13 protein-coding genes and 6 tRNA genes are annotated in these 12,245 nt (G+C 73.4%); 10 read left to right on the top strand and 9 right to left on the bottom strand.

All coding sequences use genetic code 11. From position 1 onward, the window contains the following. Positions 1-294: 294 nt before the first annotated feature. Entirely contained in the window at positions 295-1,659 is a 1,365-nt protein-coding gene (locus tag ACH4ZA_RS16240) for a serine/threonine-protein kinase (RefSeq protein ID WP_398430164.1), read from the bottom strand. A 589-nt stretch (positions 1,660-2,248) separates the two neighbouring features. Here ACH4ZA_RS16240 and ACH4ZA_RS16235 point away from each other — a divergent pair. The 3 genes from ACH4ZA_RS16235 (at position 2,249) to ACH4ZA_RS16225 (ending at position 3,992) form a co-directional block, all read left to right on the top strand. Continuing rightward, a complete protein-coding gene (locus ACH4ZA_RS16235; RefSeq protein ID WP_398429985.1) occupies positions 2,249-2,443 on the top strand; it encodes a hypothetical protein in 195 nt (64 codons plus the stop codon). Positions 2,444-2,673: 230 nt separating this feature from the next. Next, positions 2,674-3,609 (top strand): phosphotransferase family protein, encoded by a 936-nt coding sequence (locus tag ACH4ZA_RS16230; RefSeq protein ID WP_398429983.1) that lies wholly within the window; start codon positions 2,674-2,676, stop codon positions 3,607-3,609. 80 nt (positions 3,610-3,689) lie between these two features. Beyond that, positions 3,690-3,992 (top strand): zf-TFIIB domain-containing protein, encoded by a 303-nt coding sequence (locus ACH4ZA_RS16225; RefSeq protein WP_351686735.1) that lies wholly within the window; start codon positions 3,690-3,692, stop codon positions 3,990-3,992. A 54-nt stretch (positions 3,993-4,046) separates the two neighbouring features. Here ACH4ZA_RS16225 and ACH4ZA_RS16220 read toward each other — a convergent pair. From ACH4ZA_RS16220 to ACH4ZA_RS16200, 5 genes are all read right to left on the bottom strand, one after another. Further along, positions 4,047-4,118, bottom strand: a tRNA-Val gene (locus ACH4ZA_RS16220). 33 nt (positions 4,119-4,151) lie between these two features. Then, positions 4,152-4,223: transfer RNA gene (locus ACH4ZA_RS16215), tRNA-Val, on the bottom strand. Positions 4,224-4,247: 24 nt separating this feature from the next. After that, a tRNA-Val gene (locus tag ACH4ZA_RS16210) sits at positions 4,248-4,319 on the bottom strand. 1 nt (position 4,320) lies between these two features. Then, positions 4,321-4,394 (bottom strand) — tRNA-Cys (locus ACH4ZA_RS16205). Positions 4,395-4,433: 39 nt separating this feature from the next. Next, positions 4,434-4,506: transfer RNA gene (locus tag ACH4ZA_RS16200), tRNA-Gly, on the bottom strand. A 191-nt stretch (positions 4,507-4,697) separates the two neighbouring features. On the opposite strand from ACH4ZA_RS16200, the gene ACH4ZA_RS16195 reads away from it, so the two are divergent. From ACH4ZA_RS16195 to ACH4ZA_RS16185, 3 genes are all read left to right on the top strand, one after another. After that, positions 4,698-5,750, top strand: a complete 1,053-nt coding sequence (locus ACH4ZA_RS16195; RefSeq protein ID WP_398429981.1) for a chorismate-binding protein — start codon at positions 4,698-4,700, stop codon at positions 5,748-5,750. A gap of 13 nt (positions 5,751-5,763) precedes the next feature. Then, positions 5,764-6,585: an aminotransferase class IV gene (locus tag ACH4ZA_RS16190; protein ID WP_398429979.1), complete on the top strand. Its 822-nt coding sequence runs from the start codon at positions 5,764-5,766 to the stop codon at positions 6,583-6,585. Between the two features lie 84 nt (positions 6,586-6,669). Further along, positions 6,670-7,494, top strand: coding sequence for a GNAT family N-acetyltransferase (locus tag ACH4ZA_RS16185; protein ID WP_398429977.1), 825 nt, complete (start codon positions 6,670-6,672; stop codon positions 7,492-7,494). A gap of 92 nt (positions 7,495-7,586) precedes the next feature. Here ACH4ZA_RS16185 and ACH4ZA_RS16180 read toward each other — a convergent pair whose 3' ends face one another. Beyond that, positions 7,587-8,189: a DsbA family protein gene (locus ACH4ZA_RS16180; RefSeq protein WP_398429975.1), complete on the bottom strand. Its 603-nt coding sequence runs from the start codon at positions 8,187-8,189 to the stop codon at positions 7,587-7,589. Between the two features lie 336 nt (positions 8,190-8,525). Between ACH4ZA_RS16180 and ACH4ZA_RS16175 the strand changes: the two genes are divergently transcribed. Further along, positions 8,526-8,972 carry a hypothetical protein gene (locus ACH4ZA_RS16175; protein ID WP_398429973.1) on the top strand — a complete coding sequence of 149 codons (447 nt, stop codon included), beginning with the start codon at positions 8,526-8,528 and terminating at the stop codon, positions 8,970-8,972. 222 nt (positions 8,973-9,194) lie between these two features. After that, positions 9,195-9,347, top strand: coding sequence for a hypothetical protein (locus tag ACH4ZA_RS16170; protein ID WP_398429971.1), 153 nt, complete (start codon positions 9,195-9,197; stop codon positions 9,345-9,347). Between the two features lie 83 nt (positions 9,348-9,430). On the opposite strand, the gene ACH4ZA_RS16165 is transcribed toward ACH4ZA_RS16170, so the two are convergent. Both ACH4ZA_RS16165 and ACH4ZA_RS16160 read right to left on the bottom strand, forming a co-directional pair. Continuing rightward, a complete protein-coding gene (locus ACH4ZA_RS16165; protein ID WP_398429969.1) occupies positions 9,431-9,991 on the bottom strand; it encodes a CGNR zinc finger domain-containing protein in 561 nt (186 codons plus the stop codon). 346 nt (positions 9,992-10,337) lie between these two features. Beyond that, entirely contained in the window at positions 10,338-10,751 is a 414-nt protein-coding gene (locus ACH4ZA_RS16160; protein ID WP_004002642.1) for an SsgA family sporulation/cell division regulator, read from the bottom strand. A 191-nt stretch (positions 10,752-10,942) separates the two neighbouring features. Between ACH4ZA_RS16160 and ACH4ZA_RS16155 the strand changes: the two genes are divergently transcribed. Then, on the top strand, positions 10,943-11,404 hold the full coding sequence (locus ACH4ZA_RS16155; protein WP_398429967.1) for a TIGR02611 family protein: 462 nt from the start codon (positions 10,943-10,945) through the stop codon (positions 11,402-11,404). 129 nt (positions 11,405-11,533) lie between these two features. Beyond that, positions 11,534-11,605, top strand: a tRNA-Val gene (locus tag ACH4ZA_RS16150). The last annotated feature ends 640 nt before the right edge of the window (positions 11,606-12,245 follow it).

The raw sequence follows: 12,245 nt of genomic DNA, 5'->3' as shown, positions 1-12,245 counted from the left end.
CCGCCCGCGTACGGGTGGCACGCGAGCTCGCCCGACGCAGCAGCCGGGGAGGCGCCCGCAGGGGGAGGATGCGCCGGGCGTCGCGTGCCGGGCGGCACTTCGCGGACACGTCCAGGCCCTCGGGGTGACGGCGCCGTCCCGCAGGCCAGCCCGAGCGTGACAGGGGTGGGACCGCCCCCGCGCCGGTCGCCGGCGACCATGCGACGGGCGCTCAGGACGTACGGGCCGGGCTGCCGAGGGCGTCGAGGTGCACGACGTACCGACGTAGGCGCCCGCCTGCGCGCCGCCCGTCGGTCAGCGGGCCGCCGTACCGCCCGCGTCCGGCGCCGACGGCGGGTGAGGCTTCGCGTGCCGGACGACGCCGTCGCCCCCGCCGAGCCCGCGTGCCGGCCCCTCGCAACCCTGGACGAGGGCGATGCCCAGCGCCACGAACAGCGTCACCACCACGAACACGAACAGCCGCTGACGCAGCAGACGCGGGTTGGCGGGCCGCAGTCTGCCACCCGAAGTCCTCGGCCCGGGACGCCCGCCGCCGCGAGGGCCGGGCCGACTGCCGCTGCCCGGCCGGGTGTTGCGGGCGCCGGGAGCAGGCCGGGCCCCGGACCGTGACGAAGCCCCGCCGCCGCGGGAGGGGTTCGTGCCCCGCGCCGCCGCGCCGCCCCGGGCGGGGGCCGGGCCGCGCGAGGAGGGCGAACCGCCGCGCGGCGGGGGAGTGCCGGGTCCGCCCGGATGACGCAGCGTGCGCTCCGTGGGGCCGGGGTCCGCCAGCCGTCCGGTGGGCCGGTCCGCCTCGGCCGCCCGCGGCGCCGGAGGCCGCGCGTCCGGCAGGCCCTGGGCCTCGCGGGCGGCGATCTCCTTCAGCCGCAGGGAGAGTTCGAGCGTGCTGGGCCGCTCCTCGGGGTCCTTCGCGAGGCAGGCCCGCACCAACGGGGCCAGTGCGTCGGGCACGCCGTGCAGGTGCGGCTCCTCGTGCACCACGCGGTACAGCATCACTTCCGAACTGCCCTGCCCGAAGGGCGAGTCGGCCGTCGAGGCGTAGGCGAGCGTGGCGCCGAGCGAGAACACGTCGGTGGCCGGTGTCACCAGTGCCCCGCGCACCTGCTCCGGAGCGAGGAACCCGGGGGAGCCGACCGCCGTGCCGACGTGCGTGAGCGTGGACGCGCCCGTCGCCCACGCGATGCCGAAGTCGATGATCCGAGGGCCCTTGGGGGAGAGCAGGATGTTGGAGGGCTTCAGGTCCCGGTGCACGACCCCGGCCTCGTGGACGGCGACGAGCCCCTCCGACAGCGCGGCCCCGATCGCGGCGAGCTCCGCGGCGCCGAGCGGACCCTCGTCGTTCACCTTGTCGTGCAGGGAGGGGCCGGGCACGTACTGCGTGGCGAACCACGGCCGGTCGGCGTCCAGGTCCGCCGCGACGAGCCGCGCCGTGCAACCGCCCCGGATCCGCCGGGCGGCCGACACCTCGCGCGCGAACCGCGAGCGGAACTCCTGGTCCTCCGCCAGATCGGGCCGGATCACCTTCAGCGCGACCCGCTGCCCCTTCTTGTCGGAGCCCAGATAGACGACGCCCATCCCACCCGCGCCGAGCCGCCGATGCAGCCGGAACGAGCCGACGACGCGCGGGTCCTCGCGCCTCAGGCGCATCATCGCCATGTTCATCCCCGCTGCCCGGTCCGTCTGACGTGGCACAGCTTACGTTTACACGGCCGCTCGCGCGCAGAGGCCGCGCCCTCTCGTCCCGATGGATTGTCAGTGCCGGATGGGAGAATTGAGGAGTGGTCAGGGAGCCCGGCGAAAGCCCCACTTCGCCGACCGTGCCTCCTCAACCACCGGTCCCAGAAGGGGGATTGAAGCCATGAGGGGTGACCGGCCACATACGGCCCCGGACCTCGGCGACGCCGTACGGACCCACGGCGGGCGGGCGGGCGCAGCGGGCCGCCCACGACCGGCCACAGCACCGGGAGCGGCGCCGGAAGTGAGCGAAGTCACGGCAGCCCTGGGGAAAACCGGCCCGGACCGGGCGCCCCCTCCGGGAACACCCCGAGACGTAGGACCTTCTCTCCACCCAGGGGAGTACTCACCGGGTGACGGCTCATCCTCCGGGAGGCCCGCCGATCGGTACGAGGGCATGACGACCGGAGCGGGCCGTACGCCTAGATTTGAGGTCAAGCGGCGGGTGCAGCACTCGTCCCCCGAGGTCAGACACCCGCCGCTGCCAACGACAACCGATCAGGTCAGGAGAGGGACCATGGCCCTTACGGCACCGCGGACCATCATCCGCACACCGGGACGCAGCACGCGCCCCCGTCGCACGGGCCGCCGCCACCCTTTGGTGGCGACGCTGATGGCCCTTCCCCTGGCGGTCCTGCTCCTCGTCGTCTTCGACGGCTGGGAGACAGTGGCCACACAGGCGTCGTCCGTGGGAGTGATGCTGGGGCGCTGAGCGGCGACCCCAGGCCCGGAAGAGCGGTCCGGGCGGGGACATCCACCCATGAAACCCCGTGGGGACGGGGGTGCGGCGGACGGCAAAAGATGCAGGCGCAGCTGGGGAGCTGCGCCTGCATTGTTTTTCCCTGTCCGCGTCGCCGGTCCCGGCCGGCGGCCCGACGCCCCGCGACTTCGCTGCGTACCCTCGCGAGGAGACCGCCCCGCACACCGCCGCCCAGGAGCCATGTGACCCCGCAACCGCTGCTCGCCGAGCTCGCCCGCCGGGCCGCGGCCCGGGCGCACGCGGCCGCCCCGGCCTGCCCGTGCGGCGCGGCCACCCTCGCCGACCGTCCCGACGCCACCGTCGTCCGGCATGCCGACACCGTCGCCAAGGCGCACGCACCCGACACCGACCCGGCCGCCCTGGCGTCCCGCCTCGCGGCGGCGGCCGCCCTCCCCGACGTCCTCCTGCCGCCGCTCGCCAGCGCCCCGACGCTGCTGCACGGACGCCTGGTGACGTTCTGGCCCTACGGCGCCCCGGTGGACCCGGACGATCCCGACGCCGCGCCCTGGGAGGCGGCGGGAGCGCTGCTCGCCGAGCTGCATCGCACCCCGGTCCCGGCCGGCATGCCCGCGATGCGCGGTCCCGCCAAGGCCGCCCGCGCCGTGGCGCTCCTGCCCACAGTCGGCGCGCACCCCGCCCTCGCCCCCGTTCTCGCAGCCTGGCGCACGCTCCCGGCCTGGGCCCGGGCCGAGGCCCCCGTGCCGGGCTCCGGCGCCCTCTGCCACGGCGACCTCCACCTCGGCCAGCTCGTGCGGCGCCCCGCCCCGCACGGCCCGTGGCGGCTGATCGACGTCGACGACCTCGGCGTCGGCGACCCGGCCTGGGACCTCGCCCGCCCCGCCGCCTGGTTCGCCTGCGGGCTGCTCCCGCCCGACGAGTGGACCCGCTTCCTCACCGCCTACCGTGCCGCGGCCGGTCCCGCCGTGCCGGATGCCGGCGATCCCTGGCCCCGGCTCGACGTCCCGGCGCGCGCACTGACCGTGCAGAGTGCGGCACGGGCCGTCACCAAGGCGGCTGCGGCCGGCCGTCCGCTCGACGAGGTCGAACAGTGCCTGGTCGACGCCTGCGTGCGCATGGGTTCGCTCCCCTCGCAGGTGGCGGCCGACTTCGCGAAGTAGGGTGCAACCGACCGCAGCCGGACAGTGTCTGTCCTGGCGGTAGGCGAAACAGCACCGACCGGCGAGGAGTTGAGCCGAACATGCAGTGCCCGAAGTGTCACGCTCAGATGCACACGTACAACCGCAACGGCGTCCAGATCGAACAGTGCAGCAACTGCCGCGGGATCTTCCTCGACTACGGCGAGCTGGAGGCGCTGACCCGGGTGGAGTCCCAGTGGTCCCAGCCCGCGCCGCCGCCCCCGGGCGCCCCGCAGGCGTATCCGGCCGCGCCGGCCGCCCCCGCCTGGGGCGCCCCGCACGGTGGCGGTCACGGTGGTCACGGCGGTCACTACGGCGGCCACCACCGCCACAAGAGCTTCGGCCACATGCTGTTCTCCAGCTGAACCGGCGCACACAAGAGCCCCCGACCGCGACGGCGGCCGGGGGCTCTCGGCGTGTGGACGATACTGGGATTGAACCAGTGACCTCTTCCGTGTCAGGGAAGCGCTCTCCCGCTGAGCTAATCGTCCTCGGGACCACGGTCCGCGGACCGTGACACTGCGTGCGCGATACTGGGATTGAACCAGTGACCTCTTCCGTGTCAGGGAAGCGCTCTCCCGCTGAGCTAATCGCGCGGGCAAGGATCTTCGAAGATCCAGTGGACGATACTGGGATTGAACCAGTGACCTCTTCCGTGTCAGGGAAGCGCTCTCCCGCTGAGCTAATCGTCCTTGGAGGTGGAGACGGGATTTGAACCCGTGTAGACGGCTTTGCAGGCCGTTGCCTCGCCTCTCGGCCACTCCACCAGGAGTGTAGGGGGCCTGGGAAGACCCCTTCTTCCTTCGAGCGGACGACGAGGCTCGAACTCGCGACCTCAACCTTGGCAAGGTTGCGCTCTACCAACTGAGCTACGTCCGCTTGTCGTTTCGTTCCGCTCTCGCGGCCCGGCGACGAGTTGAACTCTAGCGGATTCCCGGGCCAGTACAAAAACGCGTTTGTGCAGCGTGCTGCGTTGCACTCGCGTGCGCGCCAGGTCAGCGCCCCCGGAGGCCGTGACCTGCGGAACACGCGAGGACGGTCCCCGAGGCGTCCGTCCTACACTCGACCATGTGCTCGACCTCCCTCCTCTCGCCCGTTTCGGCGGCCGCCTCGCCACCGGTCTCCTCGATGTGACCGGCGATCCCGCCGCCCTCGAGGGCTCCGGGTTCTGGGCGGTCTGCGCGGACTTCGAGGGCCGGCTCGTCTGCGCCCGCTTCGCCGAGGTGCGCGAGGAGCCCGTGCCCGCCCCCGTGCCGGGAGGCTGGCGGGGACCCGCCGCCGGTGACTGGACGTCCTCCCTCGACCGTGCCGCGTACACGGCGGGCGTGCGCCGGATCCGGGAGCACATCGCGGCCGGCGAGGTGTACCAGGCGAACCTCTGCCGGGTGCTGACCGCGCCCGTGGAGCCCGACGCCGACGTGGACGCGCTGACCGCCCTGCTGGCCAGGGGCAACCCCGCGCCGTACGCAGGAACGATTCGCCTGCCGGGGCACGGCGTGGAGACGGCCACCGCGTCACCCGAGCTCTTCCTGCGCCGCACCGGCCGGACCGTCGAGTCCGGCCCCATCAAGGGCACCGGCCGCACCGAGGCGGACCTCCTCCCCAAGGACTACGCCGAGAACGTGATGATCGTGGACCTCGTCCGCAACGACCTGGGCCGGGTATGCGCCACCGGCACCGTGACGGTCCCCGACCTGTGCGCCGTCGAGAAGCATCCCGGTCTGGTCCACCTCGTCTCCACCGTCCGCGGCGAACTGCGTCCGGGCGCCGGCTGGCCCGAGCTGCTGGACTGCGCCTTCCCGCCGGGCTCGGTCACCGGAGCCCCCAAGACCAGCGCACTCGGGATCATCGACGCGCTGGAGACGGCGCCGCGCGGCCCGTACTGCGGCGGCATCGGCTGGGTCGACGCGGACCGGGGCACGGGCGAGCTGGCCGTCGGCATCCGCACCTTCTGGATCGACCGGGCCGCCGACGGCGCGGCCGTGCTGCGCTTCGGCACCGGCGCGGGCATCACCTGGGGCTCCGACCCCGAGGCCGAGTGGGAGGAGACCGAGCTGAAGGCGTCCCGGCTCCTCGCGGTAGCGTCGGGTGCGTACGAGGCCACGCGCGCGTACGAGGCCTAGGAGAGGAACTGACGTGAAGATCTGGCTCGACGGCGGGTTGCAGGACGGCGAGACCGCCCGCGTCTCCGTCTTCGACCACGGACTGACCGTGGGCGACGGCGTCTTCGAGACGGTCAAGGCGATGCACGGGGAGACCTTCGCGCTCACCCGGCACCTCGACCGGCTGACCCGCTCCGCACGAGGCCTCGGCCTGCCCGACCCGGACCAGGACGAGATCCGCCGCGCCTGCGCCGCCGTCCTCGAGGCCGACCCGGTGCCGCTCGGCCGGCTGCGCATCACCTACACCGGCGGCCACGGCCCCCTCGGCTCCGACCGCGGAGACCAGGGCCCCACCCTCGTCGTCGCGCTCGGCGGGACGGCCCGCCGCCCCGACTCCACGGCCGCCGTCACCGTCCCGTGGACCCGTAACGAACGCGGAGCGGTCACCGGCCTGAAGACGACGTCGTACGCGGAGAACGTCGTCGCGCTGGCCCGGGCGCACGAGCAGGGCGCAACCGAGGCGCTGTTCGGCAACACGGCCGGGCGGCTCTGCGAGGGCACCGGCTCCAACGTGTTCGTCGTCCTCGACGGTGAGATCCACACCCCGCCGCTGGCCTCCGGCTGCCTCGCGGGCATCACGCGCGAGCTGACCGTCGAGTGGACCGGCGCCAAGGAGACCGACCTGCCGCTGGACGTGCTGGAGCGGGCCGACGAGGTCTTCCTCACCTCGACGCTGCGCGACGTCCAGGCAGTCCACCGGGTCGACTCCCGTGAACTGCCGGGCGCGCCCGGACCGGTGACCGCCAAGGCCATGCGCGTCTTCGCCGAGCGGGCGGCGGACGACCTCGACCCCTGAGCCCGCGCCGGATGACCGGGGCACCCGCGGACAGCGGCGGAAATCGAGCTGACGTCACGCTCGGCGTTGGGTAGAAAGCCCCTGATGACCACGACCCTGCGGCCGACCGAGCCGCTTCAGCGCGCCGCCGACGGGGCGCTGTCGCGCCACTACCAGGTGTGCGTGAACAGCCGTCCCGTCGGAGCCGTCCACCTCTCGACGTCCCCTTCCTTCGGGCCCGGCGTCGCCGTGATCGAAGGTCTGCGCATCGAGGAACCGGACCGCGGGCGCGGCCGGGCCACGGTGGCCGCGCTGGCCGCGGAGGAGGTGGCCCGCGGCTGGGGCTGCAGACGGATCGACATCCGGGTGCCGGCGGACGCGTCGGCCGCGCTGCGGATGGCGACGGCGCTCGGCTACGTCCACCGCAACCGCGGCATGGAGAAAGCGCTCGGCCCCGCGCTCGTCCCGCTGCCCGAAGGCAGCCTGGGCCGGCCGATGACGGAGGCCGAGTACGACGCCTGGCAACGGCACGCCCTGGCGGACTACGCCCGCGACTGGCAGGAGCGCGGCGTGCCCGAGGCCGAGGCCCTGGCCAAGGCGCGACGCGACCACGAGCGGGAGCTGCCGCAGGGTCGCGCGACGCCGAACATGCGGTTCAGCGTGCTGGAGCACGACGGCGTCCCGGTGGGCAGGCTCTGGCTGGCGTTGGCCGGCGACAAGGCGTTCGTCTTCGACGTCGAAGCCGACGAGGCGTTCCGGGGCCGTGGCCACGGCCGTTCGCTGATGCTGCTGGCCGAGACGCAGGCGTTCGACGCGGGCATCCGGGTCCTCGGCCTCAACGTGTTCGCCGGCAACACCCCGGCGGAGCGGCTGTACGAGTCGCTGGGGTACGTGCCGGTGGGCTACTCGATGTACAAGGCCCTGATCTGATCTGATCGGATCAGATCCGGGCCTTGTCCGGCCGGCCGGCCGGACGGGCGGGGGAGGGGAGGGGAGGGGAGGGGAGGGGAGGGGAGGGGATCTCACGCCTGCTCGGCCAGCAACCGGTCGGCGATCTCCTCGATACGCCCGCGCAGCCCGTCCTGGCTCTTGCCGCCGTCGAGACGCTCGCCGCCGATGACGTACGTCGGCGTGCCGGTGACGCCGATCGCCTTGCCCTCGGCCTGGTCGGCGTCCACGATCAGGATGTGCCGGCCGTCGATCAGGGCGGTGTCGAACTCCTCCGCGTCCAGACCCAGTTCACCCGCGATCTCGACCAGGAGGGATTCTCCCCCGCGGTCCAGCTCCTCGACCCGGGCCAGCACGGCCTCGACGTACGCCCAGCCCCGTCCCTGCTCCAGCGCCTCCTCGGCGGCCTGCGCGGCGGCGAATGCGTGCCGGTGCTTCTCCAGAGGGAAGTGCCGCAGTCGCAGCTCCAGACGGTCGCCGTAGCGCTCGCGCAGGGCCCGCAGGTCTCCGAGCGCGACACGGCAGTCGGGGCACTGCAGTTCGCACCACACGTCGAGGACGACGGCCTGCGGGGCGCCGGCCGCGGAGGAGACGGACGCGGAGGAGACGGACGAGGAGGCCGGCGAGGAGACGGAAGCAGGGGCCGGGGAGGAGTGTGCCGGGGACGAGTCGCTCATGCCGCCAGTCTCGCAGCCCCTGCCCGGCCGCCCCAATCCGGACAGACGCCGGCTCGCCGCCACTGGCCGCCGCGGCAGTCCCCGCCCCGTTCCGTCGCTCACCCGCGGCCCGGCTCGGGGTGTGAGCGCCGCCGCACCCGAGCCCGGAGCGGCAGCGGAGGGCAGGGTGCATACGGCACCTGCGGAGGAGCCGACCCGGAGATGTCCCTGATGTCCGGCTGCGGCATGGCCCGTGGACGGTGTCCAGGTGCACGATGGAGGGGACGAGGCGCGGGCCTGCCGGGTGTGCCGCCGCGTCCGCCCGAGCTTGCCCGCACGCCCTGCCTGGAGGACCGGATGATTGCCGAGACCGTCTGTTCCGCCGTCGCCGCGGCCGGCTTGGGCATCGCGGTGGTCACGGCCTACCGCAAGCGCTACCTCGCGGCGGCCCGGATCGCCGCCTACGCCCTCGTGCCCCTCGGCCTCGTGATGACCGGCATCGTCGACTGGCTCGCGGACACCGCCTTCAGCCCGACGGCGTGGGCCGGTTTCGCCGTACTGGGCGGCGCCTGGGCCCTCTTCGCCACGACGCGCGCGGTGGAACGCCGCCGCGGCGGCACCCGCAAGGAGCGCAGGGCCGCGGCCCGTGCCGCGCGCTCCGAGGCCGTGGCGCCGGCCGCCTCCGCGCCGTCCCTGGGACAGTCCTCCAGGCCGGCCTCCCGCCCGGCGGCCGCGCCGCGGGCGACCGGCGGCTCGGAGGACTTCAGCGACATCGAGGCCATTCTGAAGAAGCACGGCATATGAAGCCGGCCCCCCGGCCCGTGGGCGTGCGGCAGGGCAGGTGAGGGGCGGTCCGGCCGACGCGGTGGTCTCCGGATGAATCGACACAGTCGGGCCGCCCGTGCGCGGAAATGATCACACCCTGGACACGGCCTGAAACCGACCTCGCGGATTCCAGCGACGTCCCGCTCATTCCGTGCGTGTTGATCGCGCGGGAGATCCTCGCTGCGTCATCATCGCCGCGAGATGCTGGACACGACACAGAGCGACGCCGCGCAGCCGAAGGACGAGCCGCGCGGGTGCCTCTTCGCCCTTTCCCAGCCACCGCTGATGATCTTCCTAGCGGTGATCGGGTGTCTGCTGCTCATGGCCTCGCTGCACGATCTGCTGCTGCTCTGAGCCGTACCCGCGGTCCCCGGCGTCACCCGCCGGGGCCGCGTCGGCATCGCACTTCCCGACGGGGCGCCGCACAGGAGAGGCGGTCAGCCCGCCGCCTCCTTGCGACGCGCCCGGTAGGCGGCCACATGCAGTCGGTTGCCGCAGGTGCGGCTGTCGCAGTACCGGCGCGACCGGTTGCGGGAGAGGTCGACGAAGGCGCGCCGGCAGTCCGGGGCCTCGCAGCGCCGCAGCCGCTCCTGCTCGCCGGCCACCACGAAGAACGCGAGCGCCATCCCGCAGTCGGCGGCCAGGTGGTCGGCGACCGAGGCGCCGGGTGCGAAGTAGTGGACGTGCCAGTCGTAGCCGTCGTGATCGGTGAGGCGCGGGGTGGTGCCCGCCGCGGCGACCAGCTCGTTGATCAGCTGGGCGGCCGTACGCGGGTCCTGCGCGGCGAAGATCCCGGCGAACCGTCCGCGGACCTTGCGCACGGCGGACAGATCGAACTCGGAAAGCGTGCCGACATCGCTGATGTCGTGCTTTCGTACGAAGTCTCCGAGGGTGGCGACATCCGGCAGCCCGTCCGGAGTCGTGTCGTCCTCCGGCGCGGAGTTCACCAGATCCACCACGGTGTCGAGCGCACACCGGGTGTCGTGGGTGATCAGCACGTTTCGCTCCCTGGCCTGACGGTCGGGCGGGCGCCCGCCGATGCTGGCCGATGGTAGCCGCACCGGGGGCTCAGGCAATGGGCGGTCGTGAGCCGGATCCCACGGGGACGGCTCCGTAACGGCGGGAGGGCGGTTTCCGGCCGGGGGAGCGGCGGCCGCATCGGCCGCCGGGCTTCGGGGCCGGGCGGGCGCGGGACGCGCTCCGGCGTCCCGAGGACGCAAACGACGCCGACGCCGCTCCACGGGTGCCCGTGGAGCGGCGTCGGCGCATGCTGTGTGCGATGGTCCGGCCCGAACCGTCTCCCCGAGTGGACGGCGCCGGGCGGCTCGGTATGAGCCCCTCGCCCTAGCTCTCCGCCAGGATGTGCGAGAGCTCTTGGTCGAGATCGAAATGCCGGTGTTCCGTGCCCGGAGGCACGGCTGCGTCCGTTCGCTTCAGGAAGGACTCCAGGGCCCGCGCCGGGGCCTCGAGCAGGGCCTCGCCCTCGGGGGAGCTCAGGGCGATGCAGACGACGCCCTGACCGTGACTGCGCGACGGCCAGACACGGACGTCGCCGGTGCCCGTGGGCCGGTGCAGGCCCTCGGCGAGGAGGTCGCGGGCGAACACCCACTCGACGGTTTCCTCGGCTCCGGTGTGGAAGGTGGCGTGCACGGCGTAGGGGTCGGCCGTGTCGTACCGCAGGCCTGCGGGGACAGGCAGGGAGGACTCGCTCGACACAACGAGGCGCAGGTGCAGCTCGCAGCTGACCGTGGTGTTCATAAGCGCCAGGGCCTTTCGCTCAGTGTGCGCTCGGGGATTCGCACGTCGGCGAAATCGACATGCCACCTACGGTGCCGTTGTAAACCCCTCTGCGTGTTTTGCGTGCCTTTACGTAACTCATCCGGCCGACAGCTCGTTCGCGAAGTACCACCATTCCGGTGACCGGAATCTCTCGGGTAGGGTCTGGCTGTATGAACACGGGGAGTAACGAGCCGGGTGAGGCCGTCGTGGCCGCGGACGGCGCGCCGCCGGAGGGCGCGGCGGAGGACCGGCATGGGCAGGGACTGGGCTCCAGGGCGCCCGAATTCGTCAAGGCGCGCCGCATGCTGCACCTGAGCTGGCAGGTCGGTGTCTTCGTGCTCGGCCTCGCCGTGGTCGCGGCCGGCATCGTCATGCTTCCGCTGCCCGGACCGGGCTGGGTCGTGATCTTCGGCGGCATGGCGATCTGGGCGACCGAGTTCGTCTGGGCCCAGCTCGTTCTCCGGTGGACGAAGCGCAAGGTCACCGAGGCGGCACAGCGCGCTCTCGATCCGAGGGTGCGGCGCCGCAACATCATCCTGACGTCGGTCGGCCTGGTGATCATCGGCGCACTGGTGGGCTTCTACCTGTACAAGTTCGGTCTGACCATGCCGTGGAAGATCAAGGATCAGTGACGATCGGCGTCTCGCGGGCGGCGTGGGCCGGGAGTCCACCGGCCCGCGGTACGCCCCGGCACCGCTGAACCACCGGTTGTGCCTGGTCACGGCCACCCCCTGACATGGGGTAATGTTCTTCCTGCGTCCGGGCGATTAGCTCAGTGGGAGAGCGCTTCGTTCACACCGAAGAGGTCACTGGTTCGAACCCAGTATCGCCCACCGGACCGTCGGCCCGTCTGCGAATCCCGCAGACGGGCCGAAGTCGTTTTTCGCGGCGACCAGTGCGCTGTGCGGCCGGTAGGGCGTTGGTTCGAGCGCCTCGACCTGCCCGCCCCGCGAGCCGGTCGACCCGTGACGCGCAGGCCGTCCGCCCCTCATCCGGAAGCTGCCGGTTCCCCGCTCGCACGAGCTCGCACGATGCCGCGTCTCCCCGAGAGCTCGGCCTCGCGTCACCGCTCTCCCCGGCGGTTCGGCCTCGCGCCGGCACTCTCCCCGACGGCTCAGCGCCGCCGACTTTGTCCCCGTCCGTTCCGGCTCGTCACCTCTCCCCCCCCGCCGGTTCCGGTTCGGCGGCCCTGCCCCGCCCCACGTGCCCGCCCCACGTGTCGCGGTGCCGCGCCGTCGCCGGCCCCTGCGTCCTTGCCCGTCGAGCGGCTTCGCCCCACCACTGTCCGGCGGCTGGCCCCGGCCACGTCCGGCGGCTGCCCTCACCCCCTGTCCGCGACCGCCCCCGGCCACGTCCGACCGTCTCGCGCGCGGCCGCGGTGACCCACCTCCGTCCGTCGGCAGCCTGCGGCCCGGCCGCCTGTCTCGCGCCCTCACCTCCGGCCCCGCAGGCTCCCTCCTCGGCCCCCGTCGC

This window comes from Streptomyces sp. NPDC020597, assembly GCF_044335095.1.
Taxonomy (GTDB): domain Bacteria; phylum Actinomycetota; class Actinomycetes; order Streptomycetales; family Streptomycetaceae; genus Streptomyces.
This window is presented reverse-complemented; position numbering and strand designations above follow the sequence as displayed.

Excerpts from the sequence above, each read along its gene's own strand:
- ACH4ZA_RS16185 (WP_398429977.1), top strand. The coding sequence starts at position 6,670 with ATGACCACGACCCTGCGGCCGACCGAGCCGCTTCAGCGCGCCGCCGAC.
- ACH4ZA_RS16160 (WP_004002642.1), bottom strand. The coding sequence starts at position 10,751 with ATGAACACCACGGTCAGCTGCGAGCTGCACCTGCGCCTCGTTGTGTCG.
- ACH4ZA_RS16235 (WP_398429985.1), top strand. The coding sequence starts at position 2,249 with ATGGCCCTTACGGCACCGCGGACCATCATCCGCACACCGGGACGCAGC.
- ACH4ZA_RS16225 (WP_351686735.1), top strand. The coding sequence starts at position 3,690 with ATGCAGTGCCCGAAGTGTCACGCTCAGATGCACACGTACAACCGCAAC.
- ACH4ZA_RS16170 (WP_398429971.1), top strand. The coding sequence starts at position 9,195 with ATGCTGGACACGACACAGAGCGACGCCGCGCAGCCGAAGGACGAGCCG.
- ACH4ZA_RS16180 (WP_398429975.1), bottom strand. The coding sequence starts at position 8,189 with ATGAGCGACTCGTCCCCGGCACACTCCTCCCCGGCCCCTGCTTCCGTC.
- ACH4ZA_RS16155 (WP_398429967.1), top strand. The coding sequence starts at position 10,943 with ATGAACACGGGGAGTAACGAGCCGGGTGAGGCCGTCGTGGCCGCGGAC.
- ACH4ZA_RS16240 (WP_398430164.1), bottom strand. The coding sequence starts at position 1,659 with ATGAACATGGCGATGATGCGCCTGAGGCGCGAGGACCCGCGCGTCGTC.
- ACH4ZA_RS16175 (WP_398429973.1), top strand. The coding sequence starts at position 8,526 with ATGATTGCCGAGACCGTCTGTTCCGCCGTCGCCGCGGCCGGCTTGGGC.